Source organism: Bradyrhizobium sp. ma5, from assembly GCF_042258955.1.
GTDB lineage: Bacteria > Pseudomonadota > Alphaproteobacteria > Rhizobiales > Xanthobacteraceae > Bradyrhizobium.
In genome coordinates this window covers 8,515,335-8,532,018 of sequence record NZ_CP170156.1, presented here as the reverse complement: position 1 = coordinate 8,532,018, position 16,684 = coordinate 8,515,335, and the positions used below count along the sequence as shown (strand labels likewise).

At 63.8% G+C, this 16,684-nt stretch carries 17 protein-coding genes; 7 read left to right on the top strand and 10 right to left on the bottom strand.

Features of this window, described 5'->3' with window-relative positions; genetic code table 11:
* Positions 1-141 precede the first annotated feature (141 nt).
* The 5 genes from ACE103_RS40360 to ACE103_RS40340 form a co-directional block, all read right to left on the bottom strand.
* The gene (locus ACE103_RS40360; protein WP_375777489.1) at positions 142-1,752 is read right to left on the bottom strand and encodes a benzoate-CoA ligase family protein; all 1,611 of its coding nucleotides are present in this window, start codon (positions 1,750-1,752) and stop codon (positions 142-144) included.
* On the bottom strand, positions 1,749-2,879 hold the full coding sequence (locus ACE103_RS40355) for an FAD-dependent monooxygenase (RefSeq protein ID WP_375777488.1): 1,131 nt from the start codon (positions 2,877-2,879) through the stop codon (positions 1,749-1,751). Before ACE103_RS40355 ends, ACE103_RS40360 begins: the two co-directional genes overlap by 4 nt.
* 115 nt (positions 2,880-2,994) lie before the next feature.
* Positions 2,995-3,207, bottom strand: a complete 213-nt coding sequence (locus ACE103_RS40350; RefSeq protein WP_097671005.1) for a hypothetical protein — start codon at positions 3,205-3,207, stop codon at positions 2,995-2,997.
* Between the two features lie 109 nt (positions 3,208-3,316).
* Positions 3,317-3,538, bottom strand: coding sequence for a cysteine rich repeat-containing protein (locus ACE103_RS40345; RefSeq protein ID WP_375777487.1), 222 nt, complete (start codon positions 3,536-3,538; stop codon positions 3,317-3,319).
* 39 nt (positions 3,539-3,577) lie between these two features.
* Entirely contained in the window at positions 3,578-4,351 is a 774-nt protein-coding gene (locus ACE103_RS40340) for a cysteine rich repeat-containing protein (RefSeq protein ID WP_375777486.1), read from the bottom strand.
* 249 nt (positions 4,352-4,600) lie between these two features.
* Here ACE103_RS40340 and ACE103_RS40335 point away from each other — a divergent pair, with 249 nt between their 5' ends.
* A complete protein-coding gene (locus ACE103_RS40335) occupies positions 4,601-5,758 on the top strand; it encodes an efflux RND transporter periplasmic adaptor subunit (RefSeq protein ID WP_375777485.1) in 1,158 nt (385 codons plus the stop codon).
* Between the two features lie 10 nt (positions 5,759-5,768).
* A complete protein-coding gene (locus ACE103_RS40330) occupies positions 5,769-8,936 on the top strand; it encodes an efflux RND transporter permease subunit (protein WP_223972295.1) in 3,168 nt (1,055 codons plus the stop codon).
* A gap of 173 nt (positions 8,937-9,109) precedes the next feature.
* Here the strand turns inward: ACE103_RS40330 and ACE103_RS40325 are convergent, their stop codons facing one another.
* Complete coding sequence (locus ACE103_RS40325; RefSeq protein ID WP_375777484.1) at positions 9,110-10,111, bottom strand: NADP-dependent oxidoreductase; 1,002 nt, start codon at positions 10,109-10,111, stop codon at positions 9,110-9,112.
* Between the two features lie 230 nt (positions 10,112-10,341).
* Here ACE103_RS40325 and ACE103_RS40320 point away from each other — a divergent pair, with 230 nt between their 5' ends.
* Together ACE103_RS40320 and ACE103_RS40315 are read left to right on the top strand one after the other, a co-directional pair.
* A complete protein-coding gene (locus ACE103_RS40320; protein WP_223972300.1) occupies positions 10,342-11,631 on the top strand; it encodes a dicarboxylate/amino acid:cation symporter in 1,290 nt (429 codons plus the stop codon).
* 12 nt (positions 11,632-11,643) lie between these two features.
* Positions 11,644-12,600, top strand: a complete 957-nt coding sequence (locus tag ACE103_RS40315) for an amino acid ABC transporter substrate-binding protein (RefSeq protein ID WP_375777483.1) — start codon at positions 11,644-11,646, stop codon at positions 12,598-12,600.
* A 131-nt stretch (positions 12,601-12,731) separates the two neighbouring features.
* On the opposite strand, the gene ACE103_RS40310 is transcribed toward ACE103_RS40315, so the two are convergent.
* The 3 genes from ACE103_RS40310 to ACE103_RS40300 form a co-directional block, all read right to left on the bottom strand.
* Complete coding sequence (locus ACE103_RS40310) at positions 12,732-12,959, bottom strand: hypothetical protein (RefSeq protein WP_375777482.1); 228 nt, start codon at positions 12,957-12,959, stop codon at positions 12,732-12,734.
* A gap of 71 nt (positions 12,960-13,030) precedes the next feature.
* Positions 13,031-13,177, bottom strand: coding sequence for a hypothetical protein (locus ACE103_RS40305; protein ID WP_223972307.1), 147 nt, complete (start codon positions 13,175-13,177; stop codon positions 13,031-13,033).
* A 218-nt stretch (positions 13,178-13,395) separates the two neighbouring features.
* On the bottom strand, positions 13,396-13,662 hold the full coding sequence (locus tag ACE103_RS40300; protein WP_375777481.1) for a hypothetical protein: 267 nt from the start codon (positions 13,660-13,662) through the stop codon (positions 13,396-13,398).
* A gap of 201 nt (positions 13,663-13,863) precedes the next feature.
* Between ACE103_RS40300 and ACE103_RS40295 the strand changes: the two genes are divergently transcribed.
* On the top strand, positions 13,864-14,220 hold the full coding sequence (locus ACE103_RS40295; protein ID WP_375777480.1) for a response regulator: 357 nt from the start codon (positions 13,864-13,866) through the stop codon (positions 14,218-14,220).
* 25 nt (positions 14,221-14,245) lie between these two features.
* Positions 14,246-14,446 carry a hypothetical protein gene (locus tag ACE103_RS40290; RefSeq protein WP_223972313.1) on the top strand — a complete coding sequence of 67 codons (201 nt, stop codon included), beginning with the start codon at positions 14,246-14,248 and terminating at the stop codon, positions 14,444-14,446.
* Positions 14,447-14,471: 25 nt separating this feature from the next.
* On the opposite strand, the gene ACE103_RS40285 is transcribed toward ACE103_RS40290, so the two are convergent.
* Positions 14,472-15,407 (bottom strand): RimK family alpha-L-glutamate ligase, encoded by a 936-nt coding sequence (locus ACE103_RS40285; RefSeq protein ID WP_375777479.1) that lies wholly within the window; start codon positions 15,405-15,407, stop codon positions 14,472-14,474.
* A gap of 297 nt (positions 15,408-15,704) precedes the next feature.
* Here ACE103_RS40285 and ACE103_RS40280 point away from each other — a divergent pair, with 297 nt between their 5' ends.
* Positions 15,705-16,478 (top strand): ferredoxin--NADP reductase, encoded by a 774-nt coding sequence (locus ACE103_RS40280; RefSeq protein ID WP_097670994.1) that lies wholly within the window; start codon positions 15,705-15,707, stop codon positions 16,476-16,478.
* Positions 16,479-16,684: the final 206 nt, after the last annotated feature.

Here is a 16,684-nt window from a genome sequence, read left to right as displayed (position 1 = left end):
GGGACCCATAACCACCGCTGTTCATGAGGTCAGAAGCTGGGGCCACCGCCGAGTGCAACAACAGGCATTTGTGGTTATGGGTCCCGGCCTTCGCCGGGACGACACTGAGTGTGTGGCGGCAGTGATGCGCAGTCGGGCATCCTACATCCGCATCACCGCTTGCCGGTCGATCTTCCCCGTGCCCGTCTTCGGCAGCTCGTCGATGAACCGCACCTCGCGCGGATACTTGTACGGAAGCAACTTGGCCTTGACGTAGTCCTGCAACCGCCGCGTCGTCTCGTCGGTGTCGAAGCCGGCCTTGTTCATCACCACCACGGCCCGCAGCGTCATGCGTCGGTCCGGCAATTCGGCGGCGTAGACGGCGCATTCGCGGACATCGGGGTGATCGGCAAGACACAGCTCGACCTCCAGCGGATAGACCCACTGGCCGGAGATCTTGATCAGATCGTCGGCGCGGCCGCGGAAGAAGTGGAAGCCGTCGCTGTCGCGGATGAAGCGGTCGCCGGTGTAGATCCAGCCGTCCTCGCGCACGGTCTCGGCGGTTTTGTCCGGCCGGTTCCAGTACAGTGGCGTCGCGGAATCGCCGCGCACCCACAAAATGCCTTCCTCATTGTCGCCGACCTCGCGGCCGTCGCTGTCGCGCAGCATGATCTCGTAGCCGGGCACGCGCAGGCCGGCGGCGCCGAGCTTCTTCTGCTCCGCGCGGTTGCTGAGATAGACGTGCAGCACCTCGGTCGAGCCGAGCCCTTCGATGATCTCGAGCCCGGTGAGCCGCTTCCAGCCGTTGAACACGTCGGCCGACAGCACCTCGGCGGCCGAGACCGCCATCCGCAGCGAGGAGAAATCGGCTTGCTCGGCGCCTTCGGCCTTGGTCAGGGTGATGTAGAGCGTGGGCAGGCCGAAGAACACGCTCGGGCGATACTGGGCGATCGCCGCGAAGATCGCGGCCGGCTTCGGCTGGCCGGGCAGCAGCAGCGTCGCGGCGCCGACTGAGAAGGGGAATGTGATCGAATTGCCGAAGCCATAGGCGAAGAAGATCTTCGGGACCGAGAAGCAGATGTCGCCGGGCTGAAGTTTCAGCACACTGCGAGCAAAGGCGAGCTCGCTATAGGCCATGTCGTGCTGCAGATGCACGATGCCCTTGGGACGGCCGGTCGAGCCCGACGAATACATCCAGAACGCCATCTCGTTGCGGTGGGTGTCGGCCGCGTCGAGCTCGGTGGGAAAGGTATCCAGCCAGTCGCCGGCGTTGCGTGTCTCTGCGACGGCATGCCCGGTGCCAGCGCCGTTGACCACGACCAGCGTGCGCAGCGGTGTGTCCTTGCAGGCCTCCGTGTTGAAGCGCGAACAGAACTCCGCATCGGTGACGGCGACCTGCGCGCCGGCGTCGGACAGATAGAATTGCAGCAGCTCCGGCGTCGTCAGCGTGTTGATGAGCAGCGGCACGAAGCCGGCGCGCACCGCGCCGAAGAACGCCGCCGGATAGGCCGGCGTGTCGTCGAGGAACAGCAGGACACGGTCGCCGCGTTTGAGCCCAAGCGACACGAACGCGTGGCCCCAGCGGGCGGCATCAGTGCAGAGATCGCGATAGGTCCGCGCGCCGGCCGGGCCGGTCAGCGCAAGGCGTTCGGCATTCCCATTGCCGAGATTGTCGAACAGGATGCGGCTCGCATTGTAGCGTTCGGGGATCGTAAATCCGATCTCACGCGAACCGGGATTGTCCAGCGGAACCTGGTCGGCGATCCCGGTCATGAGCGTCCCTTTGCGGCTTCGTATCGGGCCATGAAGGCGGGCGACATCGCGCGCAGCCGCGCATCGTCGATCCGGCCGGAGCGGGTGATGTAGCTGTAGGCGAAATCCATCAGGTCGCGCTTCATGTGCGCGGGGAAATGCTCGTACCAGTCGGCGCTGGTCCGCGCCGCTGTGACGAGCTTCTTCACGATCGGCTTGCGCTCGCTCTCGTAGCGGGCCAGCGCGGCGGCGATGCCGCCCTCAGACTCCAGCGCCTTGGTCAGCGCGATCGCATCCTCGATCGCAAGCCGGGTGCCGGAGCCGATCGAGAAATGCGCCGAATGCAGCGCGTCGCCGATCAGAACCATGTTGCCGTGCGACCAGCGCTCGTTCCAGATCCACGGGAAATTGCGCCACACGGATTTGTTCGAGATCAGTCTGTGGCCGTCCAGCGTCGCAGCGAATACGTCTTCGCAGATCGCCTGCGATTCCTCGATCGTCTTGTCGGCGAAGCCGTAGGCTTCCCAGGTTGCCGCGTCGCATTCGACCAGGAAGGTGCTCATGTCCTGGGCATAGCGATAGTGATGGGCGTTGAAGCAGCCCAATTCGGTCGCGACGAAGGTCTGCGACAGCGTCGCGAAGGTCTTGGTGGTGCCGTACCAGGCGAATTTGTTGGTCGAATGCGAGACCGACGCGCCGAATGCGGTCTCGAAATCGCGGCGGACCATCGAGTTCAGCCCGTCGGCGGCGACGATCAGGTCGTAGTCCCTGAGCTGGTCGACCGATTGCACCACGGTGTCGAAGCGCGGCGTGACGCCGGTGCTGCGCACGCGCTCTTGCAGGATCGTCAGCAGCGCTAGCCGGCCGATCGAGGAGAACCCGACGCCGTCGATCTCGACGCTCTCGCCGCGCAGATTGAGCGTGATGTTCTTCCAGCTCTCCATCCGCGGCGCGATGGCGTCGACCGTCTCGGGGTCGTCGGCGCGCAGGAACTCCAGTGCCTGCTCGGAGAACACCACGCCGAAGCCCCAGGTGGCGCCGGCGGCGTTCTGCTCGAACAGATCGATCTCGGCGTCAGGATGACGCTTCTTCCAGAGATAGGCGAAATAGAGCCCGCCGGGCCCTCCGCCAATCACGGCGATCCGCAACGTCTGCCTCCCAGATTGACAGTGTACTTACTATTTCGGTCCACACTAGTCGCCCTCTGGCGGGAACGCCAGAGGGAAAATGCGGACAGTGGCTACCAGCGTGGCGGCGAAAGGCTCAGTAGCAGCGGCGGACCTTGACCCCGCCGACCCAAACCCAGCGGCAGCCGGCGACGACGGGCTTGCGGACGACGACCGCGCCGCGCGTGCTCGCGCATCCGGCACGATAGGGGCCGCGTCCGCACACAACTGCGTTGGCATCGGAGGATTCGAACGTCATGGTCGCGGCAAAAGACAGCAGAGCCGCAGCGATCAGCAATAATGAGCGCATCATAATTCCCTCTCCCGGGGTGAGGTTGGTTGGCCTGTTTGTGACAACAAGGTGCTGCGGCTCCGTGCCCGGCTAATCGCCGGGCACCTATCTCTCACCGCCCGCGCGGCTATTTCTTTTCCGCTGCCGCCAGCACTTTCTTGCAGGCGGGCGTCAGCTTGTCGCTCTCCTTGGCGAGACAGGCGATGATGCGCCCGCCGCCGGGCGTCACGCTCTTGCAGAACTTCTGGTAGTCGCCCATGCAGGCGTCGCGTTGCGCTGCTGTCAGCTCCTGGGCGTAGACGGCGGTTGAGCCGCAAATCAGAACGGCGGTCAGGATAATACGCAGCATCGATCGCTCCCTTTTCCGGTCAGTCGTGTGACAACAGGACTACCGCGCCGCGAACGGCGCCAGCACGTCGCGGCACGCCGGCGAGAGCGAGCCGGCATTGGTTGCCAGGCATTGCACGATCCGCCCGCCGCCCGGCTGAACGCCGCCGCAGATCGAGCGGACGTCGCCGCCGCAGGCCGAACGCAGCACGAAAATCTCTTCGCGCGGCCGCAGCGGCCGCAACACGATCACCGCCGGCGCCGCCGCCGGTGCTGCCGCTGTCGCTGCTGCACCCGCGGCCGGCGCGGCGCCACCGCCGCCGGCGGCCGCCACGGCCTTCTCGCAGGCCGGCGAAAGCTTGTCCTTGTTCTTCTCGAGGCACTGCAGTGCCGGCGCCCCGCCGGTCGGCACGCCCGCGCAGACCTTGGGATAATCGGAGCGGCACGCGCTGCGGATCGCGGAGATCTGCGCGCTGCTCGGCTTTCCTGCCGCGGCCTTCGGTGCCGCCGTTTCCGCGGGCTTGGCCGCCGTCGCGGCGGGCGCCGCGTCGGTCTTGGCTGCTGCGGGAGCGGCGGCCGGCGCTTCCACGGCCTTCACGGCGCTGGCGCAACCGGGGCCGAGGCTTGCCATGTTCTTCTGCAGGCATTGCAGTGACGCTTCGCCGCCGGGCGGCACGCTGGAGCAGTGTGCGATGTAATCGTTGCGGCATTGCGACTTGATGGCGTCGCGCTGCGCCTGGGTCGGCGCCTGCGACAAGGCCGGTGCGGCGCTCATCAGTGCCGCAAGTACAAGCCATGCGGAGAGCTTCGTTGCACGTGTCAACGCGTTGATCATCTGAATAAATCCTCTCGTCGCGCCGGAAGCCTCCGGCTCAACTGAACTGAGTCTGAAATAGTTTTGCTCTAACAACCTTCGCGAGCGACATCATTTTCGCTTTCGAGTTCCGCTGCAAGCAGATTGTTGCTATGGAATACGTCGGCTGAATTTTTTGCTCGCTTCTATATCTTTGAATTAAGACATTTGAATTGAGGCTCGGAAATGAGGCATGCGCGCGCGTCGGCACATTTCGGTCAGAGTGATTTTGTGCGGCTGCGAAATGCGCCGCTTGTGCGCATCGCCTTCGTCGTAGCGGCCCTGGTCAGTTTAAGTGCCTGCGAGCAAAACAGTTTTGTTGCGCCGCCGCCGCCCAAGGTCGAAGTCGCGCCGCCGGTGCAACGCGCCATCACGCGCTACCTGGACGCCACCGGAAATACCGCGCCGATCAAGACCGTCGATCTGGTCGCGCGCGTGCAGGGCTTCCTGCAGGCGATCAACTATCAGGACGGCACTTTCGTGAAGGAGGGGACCACCCTGTTCACGATCGAGCCGGAGACCTACAAGCTGAAGCTGGAGCAGGCACAGGCTGCGGAGGTCGGCGCACAGGCAACGGTGAAGCAGGCCGAGTCCGATTACAAGCGGCAGCAGGATCTGGTGCAGCGCCAGGCGGTCTCGCAGGCGACGCTGGAAAACTCAACCTCGACGCGGGACAACGCCCAGGCCAACCTGCAGCAGGCCCAGGTCAACACCAAGATCGCCGCGGTCAATTACGGCTACACCAACGTGGCCGCGCCGTTCGACGGCATCGTCAGCAACCATCTGGTCTCGGTCGGCGAACTGGTCGGCGTGGCCTCACCCACCCAGCTCGCCACCATCGTGCAGCTCGACCCGATCTACGTGAATTTCAACGTCAGTGAGCAGGACGTGCAACGGGTCCGCGACGAGGCGCGTCGCCTTGGGATGACGGTCAACGACATCAGGCAATTGCCGGTAGAGGTCGGCCTGCAGACCGAGACCGGCTATCCGCACAAGGGCAAGCTCGATTACGTCGCGCCGACCGTCAACCAGTCGACCGGAACGCTTCCCGTCCGTGGCTTGATCCCCAATCCGGATCGCGTGCTGCTGCCGGGGTTCTATGTCCGCGTTCGCGTGCCCTTCACCAAGCAGGAGAACGCGCTGCTGGTGCCCGACGTTGCGATCGGCAGCGACCAGGCCGGCCGTTACGTGCTGGTCGTCAACGCCGACAATGTGGTCGAGCAGCGCAAGGTGACGACCGGTCCGCTCGACCAGGGGCTGCGGGTCGTCGAGAGCGGGCTGAAGGCCGATGACCGTGTCGTGACCGCCGGATTATTGCGCGCGATCCCGGGGCAGAAGGTCGATCCGCAGATGCAGAAGGGCGACGCGACGCCGGCACCGGCCAAGTGAGGGGCGCGCCATGATCTCGAAATTCTTCATCGAGCGCCCGGTCCTTTCGAACGTCATCGCGATCCTGATGATCCTGATCGGCGGCGTCGCGCTGTTCAATCTTGCGGTCGCGCAATATCCCGACGTGGTGCCGCCGACGGTCCAGGTGACGACGCGCTATCCCGGTGCGTCGGCAAAAACCGTGATCGACACGGTCGCGCTGCCGATCGAGCAGCAGGTCAACGGCGTCGAGGACATGCTCTACATGCAGTCCTACAGCGGCGCCGACGGCACCTATACGCTGACGGTGACCTTCAAGATCGGCACCGATCTCAACTTCGCGCAGGTGCTGGTGCAGAACCGCGTCTCCTCGGCACTGTCGCAACTGCCGACCTCGGTGCAGAACCAGGGCGTCACGGTGCAGAAGAAGTCGACCTCGATTCTGCTGTTCGTGACGCTGACCTCGCCGAACAAGACCTATGACAGCCTGTTCCTGTCGAACTATGCCACCATCAACATCCGCGACGAGCTGTCGCGTCTGCCCGGCGTCGGCAATGTCACCGTGTTCGGCGCGGGACAATATTCGATGCGGGTGTGGCTCGATCCGAACAAGCTGCAGGCGCGCGGGCTAATGCCGCAGGACGTCATCCAGGCGATCCAGCAGCAGAGCCAGCAGGTCACCGCGGGCCAGGTCGGCGCGCCGCCCGCGCCGCAGGGGCAGGCGTTCCAGTACACGCTGAACGTCAACGGCCGGCTCGACGATGCGAGCCAGTTCGAGGACATCATCGTCAAGACGGGCAATGTCGGCGACGTCACCCGCGTCCGCGATCTCGGCTCGGTCGAGCTCGGCGCGCAGACCTACAGCCAGGTGTTCTCGCTCAACCAGAAGCCGGCCACCGGCATCGGCGTGTTCCTGTCGCCGGGCGCCAACGCGCTGCAGGTTGAGAAGGAAGTGCAGAAGAAGGTGGCGCAGCTCGCCAAACAGTTCCCGCAGGACATCAAATACGACACCCCGTTCGACACCACCAAATTCGTCCAGGCCTCGATCGACGAGGTGTACCGGACGCTGATCGAGGCCGGCCTGCTGGTGCTGGTCGTGATCCTGGTGTTCCTGCAGGATTGGCGGGCGATGCTGGTGCCCGCCACCACGGTGCCGGTCACCATCATCGGCGCGTTCGCGGCGATGGCCGCGCTCGGCTTCACCATCAATCTGTCGACGCTGTTTGCGATCGTGCTGGCGATCGGCATCGTGGTCGACGACGCCATCGTGGTAGTCGAAGGCGCCGCGCACAATATCGAGCGCGGCATGTCCGGGCACGATGCCGCGATCAAGGCGATGGACGAATTGTTCGCGCCGATCGTCGGCATCACGCTGGTGCTGATCTCGGTGTTCCTGCCGGCGGCCTTCCTGCCGGGGCTGACCGGCCGGATGTACGCGCAATTCGCCCTGGTGATCGCGGCGACTGCGCTGCTCAGCGCGGTCAATGCGGCGACCCTGAAGCCGACGCAATGCGCGCTATGGCTGCGCCCGCCGGCGCCGCCGGAGCAGCGCAATTTCTTCTACCGCGGCTTCAACGCGGTCTATGACCGGGTGGAGCGCGGCTACACCCGGATGATCGGCGGCATCGCCGGCCACGCCAAGACGTCGGTTCTGGTCGCGCTGATCCTGATCGGAATTGCCGGCTACGGGCTGTCGCGGGTGCCGACCGGGTTCATTCCGATCGAGGACCAGGGCTACCTGCTGGCCGCGGTACAGCTGCCCGACGGCGCCGCGATCGACCGCACCCAGCGGGTGCTCGATCAGGTCACCGAGATCGCCCGCAAGACACCTGGTGTCGAGCAGGTGGTCGCCATCGCCGGCATCTCCGCGCTCGACAACTCGTCGAGCCTGGCCAATGCCGGCGTCGCCTATGTGATCCTGAAGGATTGGGGCTCGCGCGGCCCCGGCGAGGATCTGCGCTCGCTGGTTTACGGGCTCAACGACAAGCTTGCGGTGATCCCGGAGGCGCGGATCCTGGTGATCCCGCCGCCGCCGATCCAGGGCATCGGCAATGCCGCCGGCTTTGCCATGCAGGTGCAGCTCCGTGACGGCAACGCCGATTACGGCAAGCTGCAGGCGGTCACCGGCGCCGTCGTCGGCAATGCGCAGACCCAAAGCGCGCTGCAGCGGGTGCAGTCGTCGTTCCGCTCGATGGTGCCGCAGTTCGACGTCCAGGTCGACCGCGTCAAGACCGAGACGCTGCACGTCACCACCGACCAGATCTTCTCGACGCTGTCGACCTATCTCGGCGCGAGCTACGTCAACCAGTTCACCAAGTTCGGCCGCACCTTCCAGGTCTACACCCAGGCCGATGCGCAATACCGCCTGACGCTGCGCGACATCGAGAACATGATGGTGCGCAACAGCAATGGCGACATGATCCCGCTCGGCACTGTGGCGAAGATCACCCCGTCGGTCGGGCCGTCGCTGATCAGTCTCTATAACCTCTATCCGTCCGCGACCATCATCGGCCTGCCATCGCAGGGCTACAGCTCCGGCCAGTCGATGACGCTGATGGAGGAGATCGCCGCCAAGACGCTGCCGCCGGGGACCGGCTATGAATGGACGGCGATGTCATACCAGGAGAAGGAGGTCGGCAGCCAGATCTACTATGTATTCGCGCTGGCGCTGCTGCTGGTCTATCTCGTGCTCGCCGGACAATATGAGAGCTGGTACGCGCCGATCTCGGTGATCCTGGCGGTGCCGCTGTCGCTGCTCGGGCCCATGCTGGTGCTGACGTCGCTCCGGATCGAGAACAATCTTTACACCCAGATCGGCACCATCCTCTTGATCGCGCTGTCGGCCAAGAACGCGATCCTGATCGTCGAGGTCGCGCTCGAGCATCACATCCGCGACGGCAAGCCGGTGCTGGAATCGGCGATCGATGCGGCGCGCGCCCGGTTCCGGCCGATCCTGATGACGTCGTTCGCCTTCATCCTCGGCGTGCTGCCGCTGGTGCTGGCGACCGGCGCCGGCGCCAACGCCCGCAAGTCGATCGGCATCACCGTGTTCTCCGGCATGATCGCCTCGACCTGCCTCGCGGTGCTGTTCGTGCCGGCGTTCTTCGTCGTGGTGCAGAATTTCGAGAACTGGCGCAAGGCGAAGGGCAAGACGCCCGCGCCGCAAGCCGCTCCGCAGGCGTCGGGCACGGTGCATTAGGGCCCGTGCACCCAATCCATCCCCGTCACCCTGAGGAGGCCGCGGAGCGGCCGTCTCGAAGGGTCGACGGCCACCCAGCCGGGGCCGTGCATCCTTCGAGACGCGCTACGCGCTCCTCAGCCGATCCGGCTCGTCCTGACTTACAAGGATGACGGGTTTGAGAGCGCTTCCGGCTACACCTTCACCATGCGCTTGCCGCGGTTTTCGCCGGCCAGGAGCCCGATCAGCGCCTGCGGCGTGTTCTCGATGCCGTCGATGACGTCCTCCTGGACCTTGAGCTTGCCCGAGGAGACCCAGGATTGCAGGTCGGCGAGCGCGGCATCGCGCTGGTCCATGTAGTCCATCACGATGAAGCCCTGCATGATCAGCCGCTTCACCACGATCAGGCCGGGCACGCCGCGCGGCCCGTGCGCGGAGGGGACGCCGTCATATTGCGAGATCGCGCCGCAGCAGGCGATGCGGCCGCGGTTGTTCATCTGCGCCAAACAAGCTTCGAGGATGTCGCCGCCGACATTGTCGAAATAGACGTCGATGCCCTTCGGCGCCGCCGCGCGCAGCGCCTTGTAGGTGGCGCCGTCCTTGTAATCGACCGCGGCGTCGAAGCCGAGCTCCGAGGTCAGCCAGTGGCACTTGTCCTTGCCGCCGGCGATGCCGACCACGCGGCAGCCCTTGATCTTGGCGATCTGGCCGACGATCGAGCCGACCGAGCCGGCGGCTGCCGACACCACCACGGTCTCGCCCTCCTTGGGCTTGCCGACATGGAGCAGGCCGAAATAGGCGGTCAGGCCGGCAATGCCGTAGACGCTGAGAAGGTGCGTCATCGGCTCGAGCTTCGGCATTTTGGCCAGGTGCTTGGCGGGCACGGCGGCATAGTCCTGCCAGCCGGTGTCGCCGAACACGATATCGCCCGGCTTCAGGCCGGGGTCATTCGATGACACCACTTCGGCGATGCCGCCGCCGGCCATCACGGTGTTGGCTTCCACCGCAGCGCGGTAGGTGGCGCCGTGCATCCAGGCGCGGTTGGCGGCGTCGAGCGAGATGTAGCGCGTCCGCACCAGCGCCTCGCCGTCCTTCGGCGCGGGGACGGTGCCCTTGGTCAGGCGAAAATGCTCGGGGCCAAGCTTGCCGGTCGGCTTTTCAACAAGCAGGATCTGGCGATTGACGGTGTCGTTCATTGGCGGTGTCTCCCCTCTTGGCTTTCCTTGGCGTTGGTCGTTTCGCATGCAGTTTGACTGCGGCGCGCGCAGCTCATTGCACAGATTGTGCGCTGCATGAACGCTAGTCTCCGCGCTGGCATTCCACAACGGGAACAGATCGGCAAAGTCCCGCACGGCGCGAAGCGTGTTGCGTAGCTGCGTAAATCTGCCACACTTGCCCTTCGCCGGGAACTTACGGGGGTAAGAGAATGTCGAACAGGTTTACGCAGTACATCCTGATTGCGATGGTCCTTGGCATCGCAATGGGGACGATCGTCTTCAACTATTTTCCTGACAGCCGTGCCGAGATTGCAGCCGACGTCAACCTGATCGCGATGCTGTTCCTGCGCCTGATCAAGATGATCATCGCGCCCCTCGTATTCGCAACCCTCGTCGGCGGCATCGCCCATATGGGAAGCGGCGCCAAGCTCGGGCGCATCTTCGCCAAGACCATGGGCTGGTTCGTCTCCGCCTCCTTTATCTCGCTGCTGCTCGGCCTCGTGATGGTCAATTTGTTGCAGCCGGGCGCCAATTTCCCCGGCACGCTGCCCGACAAGGCGCAGTCGACCGGCCTGCCGGTCTCGGCCTTCTCGATCGAGAAATTCCTGACCCATCTGATCCCGACCTCGATCGCGGATGCGATGGCGCAGAACGAGATCCTGCAAATCGTGGTGTTCGCGGTGTTCTTCGCGGTCGCGCTCGGCGCCATGCCTGAGCGCGCCAAGCCGATCATGAGCCTGATCGACGACCTCGCCCACATCATGCTCAAGGTCACCGGCTACGTGATGCTGTTCGCGCCGATCGCGGTGTGGGCCGCCATCATGGCGACCGTCTCGAAGAACGGCCTCGGCGTGCTCTGGAAGCTGATCGTCTTCATGGGCGGTTTCTATCTGTCGCTGCTGCTCCTGTGGGGCATCCTGGTCGCGGTCGGCTTCGTGGTGATCGGGCCTCGATATAGCCATCTGCTACGGCTGATCCGCGAGCCGCTGATGATCGCATTCTCGACCGCCTCCTCGGAGGCGGCCTACCCGAAGACGCTGGAGGGGCTGAACAAGTTCGGCGCCTCCTCGCGAATCTCGGCCTTCGTGCTGCCGCTCGGTTATTCCTTCAATCTCGACGGCACGATGATGTACTGCACCTTCGCGAGCATCTTCATCGCGCAGACCTACCACATCGAGATGTCGCTCGGCACGCAGCTCGCGATGCTGGCCACCTTGATGATCACCTCGAAGGGCGTCGCCGGCGTGCCGCGCGCGTCGCTGGTGGTGATCGCCTCGACGCTGTCGCAGTTCGGCATCCCGGAGGCCGGCCTGCTGATGATCATGGGTATCGACACCTTCCTCGACATGGGCCGCAGCGCCACCAACGTGATCGGCAACTCGCTGGCCACCGCCGTGGTCGCGAAGTGGGAGGGCGAGCTGAAGCCCGAGCACGAGCTCGGGCCGGACGACGCGGTGCCGCAGGATGCGGTGCCCGGCGCCGTGATGGCCGGTCATTGACGGGAGGCATGCATGCATCGCGCCCGCTGGAGGCCGATACGGGCTGAGGCGCCCTTACTGTCGACATGCCTGTTGTCAGCATGTCTGCTGGCGGCAGGCCTGCTGATCGGACCGGTGTCCGCACAGCCGGCGGGCGAGGGGCTCAGCCCCACGCTCGCCAACATCAAGGCCACGCACGCGGTGCGGGTCGGCTATCGCGAAAGTTCGCCGCCGTTCTCGTTCCTCGATCACTCCAACCGGCCGATCGGCTACAGCCTCGAGCTGTGCGATGCGATCGTCGACGAGATCGCGGCCGAGGTCGACGACGCCAACCTCAAGATCGACTACGTCAAGGTGACCTCCGACGACCGCATTCCCGCGGTCGTCGACAAGAAGATCGATCTGGAATGCGGCTCGACCACGGCGAATGCCGAGCGCGGCAAGCAGGTCGCATTTTCGCCGCTGATGTTCGTGGCCGGCACCAAGCTGATGGTGCCGAAGGCCTCCGGCGTCAACCAGGTCGCCGACTTGAAGGGCAAGACGGTGGTGGTGACCAAAGGCACCACCAACGAGCAGGCGATGCACAATGTCGACGCCAAGCAACAGCTCGGCCTCAACATCGTGACTGCGCCCGACCATGAGCAGTCCTACCAGATGCTGGTAGACGGCAAGGCGGACGCGTTCGCGACCGACGACATCCTGCTCTACGGCCTGATCGCGCGGCACAAGTCGCAGGACAAATTCCGCGTCACCGGCGACTATCTGTCCTACGATCCCTACGGGATCATGTACCGCAAGGGCGAGCCGCAGATGAAGGACGTGGTCGAGCGCGCTTTCCGCAAGCTCGCCTCGAACCGCGACATCGTCCCGCTCTACAACAAGTGGTTCGTCGCCCGCCTGCCGACCGGCGAGAAGCTCAACGTCGCGCTGTCACCGCAGCTCGAGGATGCCTTCAAGGCGCTCGACGATTCGGCGGGCGGAGCCAACTAGCCTCGAAGTCCGGCCTCTCTCGTTGCGGGCGAGGCCGGATTGCATTGCAGACGCAATCCGGGTGGGGGTCTTGCGCAACGCGCACGGCTTCCGAAGCGTTCCCGAACTGTCCCGACGAAGCGCGACTTCGCTCATCGCCAATGGCGATACGACAGATCCAGGCACTGCCGGACCCAGAACCCGTTCACATGGATCAGCTGGCATGGGCTCGGCGGCGGCTCCTTGATGATCGGATAGCCATGGATGTCGATATTCGTCGGTGCGGTGACGCCGCGCCAGAATACGGCGTTGGCGGGCGGTGGATTGAAGGCAGCGGCGAACGCCGCGACCGCGAGGAAGCTCAAAAGGAGTTTGCGCATAATCTGTATCCGGATCGATTAATGCGCATCAGGGTACTCCCTTGAGCAGGATGAGCAAGCCGCTGAATCGGTCAAAGTGACGGAGTGAATCTTGCCGCAAGCTGCACCGCCGCGCGCGAATAGCCGCCGTGGACTGCGATGCAGGCGAGGGCAACGATGCCGACTGCAGCCAGAACAACCATGACCTGGAAGATCGCGCGTCCAAGGATCGCTCCCATCAAAACTCCATTGATCCGGCGGGGATCTTGCTTCGAGTTTCCGCGCCGCGATCTCTGGAGCATCATCGGCAGGCGAGATTCCACTGTTGAAGTTTGCGAACTCGTCACGTCACCAGCTAGAGCGTTTTCGAGCGAAGTGGATACCGGTTCGCGTGAAGAAAACGCGTCAGAACAAGTGTCTAGAGCCCCGTTCCGATTCAATCGGAACGGGATAGGCTCTAGTGTCGCTCCGCGACAAGCCGATCGACCTGCTGCTTGAGCTCTGCTTCCATCTCGGAAACGATGTCGTGCGGCAGGCGAGCGCCAAAGGGATCGACAAGCGAACCGGTCGTCTCTCGCTCTATCGCCTGATGCCGCATGTCATTGGCACCCGGTGCCGGGTCTTCGCCCCGTCGTCGAGAGAACAGATAGCTCGGCGCGCCAGCCGCCGCGTCGGCTTTGTAGGGTTCAGAAAAATCCTGATCGGAGCGTACAGCGTTCTTCATCAGCTTTGCCTCCTGGCACGACTTCCTTTCCCCAGGCCCGAACCATCCGGCTCGTCTCTCATCAATGACGCGCCAGCCTCGAATGTTGTTCCGCTCGGAACTTGCAAACGTCCGCCGGAACCTGCCGGTTATCGAGTCTGGAACCAGAACTTTAAGCGTCCCCGATCATTGAACACCGGGGTTGACCGTTTGGAGGTTGCCATGGGCTACGCGAGGTCAATTCACCAAACCGCAATTGTGGTTGAAGACGACACGATCCAGCGCGACATGATTGCGCTGTTGTTGAAGGAAGGGCATTTCGACGTCATCCAATGCGAAGACGGCGAAACGGCCGCGCTTGCCATCAAGATGCGTCACCCGTCGCTGCTGGTCACCGACGTCAAGCTCACGGGCAGAATGAACGGCATCGAACTCGCACAATGGGCCCTGGATTGCGACCCGGGCGTGCGCGTGCTCGTCATCTCGGGCCTGGCGCCGCCCAGCGATCTGCCAGACGGCGTCAAATTCTTTGCAAAGCCGGTTTTTCCATCCACTCTGCTGCGCGAGCTGGCGTCGTAGTCCCCAGCCGATTGAGACTTGGCCTATGCAAGACGATCCCGAAATCGATTGGCACCGCGAGCAGATCACCAAGAATCGTGAACTGCTCGCCGAGTTGCAATCCGGAAATACGGCAGGCGCTGACGTGTTTCCGGAGACGCAAGCCGAGATCGACCGCCTCACCGCACAGGTCGAACAATCGGAACTGATCGTCGCCGCCTTTGAGAAAGAACACCCGCGAGAATGATCGGGGCTAAAGGCAAGTACGTCGTTTACGAGAACACGGCGTCCAGCGCTGCCGAATACGCCGCCTCGACCAACGCCGGATGCCGCCGGCCCAGCGCTTCCATCTTCACGCCGGAATTCACCTCAAGCACCTGCCACGTGCCATCGACGTGCACGACGTCGATGGAGGCGAAGCGGATGCCGACCGCTTGCGCGGCCTTGGTCGCGAGCGCGACGCACGCCTCGCGTGTCGCGGCATCGGTGAGCAGCGCGGGCTCGGCGCCGGCATCGAGATTGTGCCGCCAGTTGAGCAGAAGCCGTTCGCCGGCGGGCGGAACGGCATCGAGTGCGGCGGCATCGAAATCCTCGGAGAGGGCCTTCAGTTGTTCGGCCGTCGCGGTCGCCTCTGCCAGCGCGCGCAGCGAGCGAACGCCATCGCCAATCACCGACGGCCGTGTCTTGCCGTAGACGATCAGCGCGCGATCATCGAGCAGCACGACGCGCACCTCGTCCTTGATCTCGACGAAAGGCGAGATCGCAAGGCTCGGGTGCGCGGCGATGATGCGTGCGACCGCGGTCTCCAGTTGCGCTCGCGTCTTGACGCGGAAGACCAGCTCGCCGGATGTCCCCTCGTTGGGTTTGACGACGAGGCCGTGCGGATGCTGCGCGAGCAGAAGCAACATCGCATCCAGCGAGTCCGATCCGGGGATGTGCTTGCTGAGCTTGCTGCCGAGAAACAGCCTGTGCGGAACGGCTGATATGTCCGCCGATGCCAGCACTTCGGCGCAGGCCGATTTGTCGTTGGCGACCTGATGTGCGACCGCGCTGTTCAGCCCGATGTCGTAGCCGATCGCAAGTCGCCGCGTGCCGCCTTTGGTCATGATGACCAGCCAGCCGCCGGATCGCACCTCGACGGCAATCGAGCGCGCCAAACAATATTTTTTGATGGTTTCCAGGAAGATTCGCTGGCTGATCAGGACCACGAGATCATTTTCCCTTCACCGCGGCTTTCGTAGCAATTAATTGCCAGATCGGCGGCGATCTCAGCAAGTAAATTACCTGGAGCGCCACGTGTTAACGATGTCGTGGCTGAACCTCTGCGCGAAATCGAACGACTGCCATTCTGAGATCGCAATTGCACGCCAGTTGATCTTGACTATCTCATGCATTGGCGCAATGGAAACGCGAGATCTTCAATGATTTCGGCCACTTCAGCGCCGTCGCGAGCAGTCTAGAAATCAAACCATTCTAAATCTGATCAGTCGAGAAAACGAAAACCCATGAGCGCGTTCTATCGAGAGAAAGTTCTTTCTGTTCAGCACTGGACCGATACGCTTTTCAGCTTCCGGGCGACCCGCGATTCCGGTTTCCGCTTCCAGAATGGCCAGTTTGCCATGATCGGCCTCGAGGTCGAGGGCCGGCCGCTGCTGCGCGCCTATTCGATGGCGAGCGCCAACCACGAGGAAGAGCTCGAGTTCTTCTCGATCAAGGTGCAGGATGGCCCGCTCACCTCCAAGCTGCAGAAGATCCGCGAGGGTGACACCATCCTGGTCGGCCGCAAGGCCACCGGCACGCTGATCACCGACAATCTGATTCCCGGCAAGCGGCTGATGCTGCTGTCGACCGGCACCGGCCTTGCGCCGTTCGCGAGCCTGATCAAGGACCCCGAGGTCTACGATCGCTACGACCAGATCCTGCTGGTGCATGGCTGCCGCCAAGTCTCCGAGCTCGCCTATGGCGAGGAGCTGGTGGCCAAGCTGCGCGACGACGAGCTGTTCGGGCCGCTGCTGTCCGAGAAGCTCTCCTACTATCCGACCGTGACGCGCGAGCCGTTCCGCAACCGCGGCCGCATCACCGACCTGATCACCTCGAACCAGCTGTTCACCGACCTGCATCAGGGTCCGCTCGATATCGAGACCGACCGCATCATGATGTGCGGCAGCCCGGCGATGCTGGACGAGCTGAAGCAGCTGTTCGAGACCCGCGGCTTCAAGGAAGGCAGCGGCAACACCCCCGGTCACTTCGTGATCGAGAAGGCGTTCGTCGAGCGCTGAGCGACGGTTTTTACCGTCATTCCGGGGCGATGCGCAGCATCGAGCCCGGAATCCATAACCACCACAGTTCATTTGACGAAGGCTGGGGCCCCATCGGGCTCCAGCCTTTTCCATTTGTGGTTATGGATTCCGGGCCCATCGCTTTCGCGATGTCCCGGAATGACGACTGGGATGATGGCCTCACCGATCTCCCCGCTGCTATAACG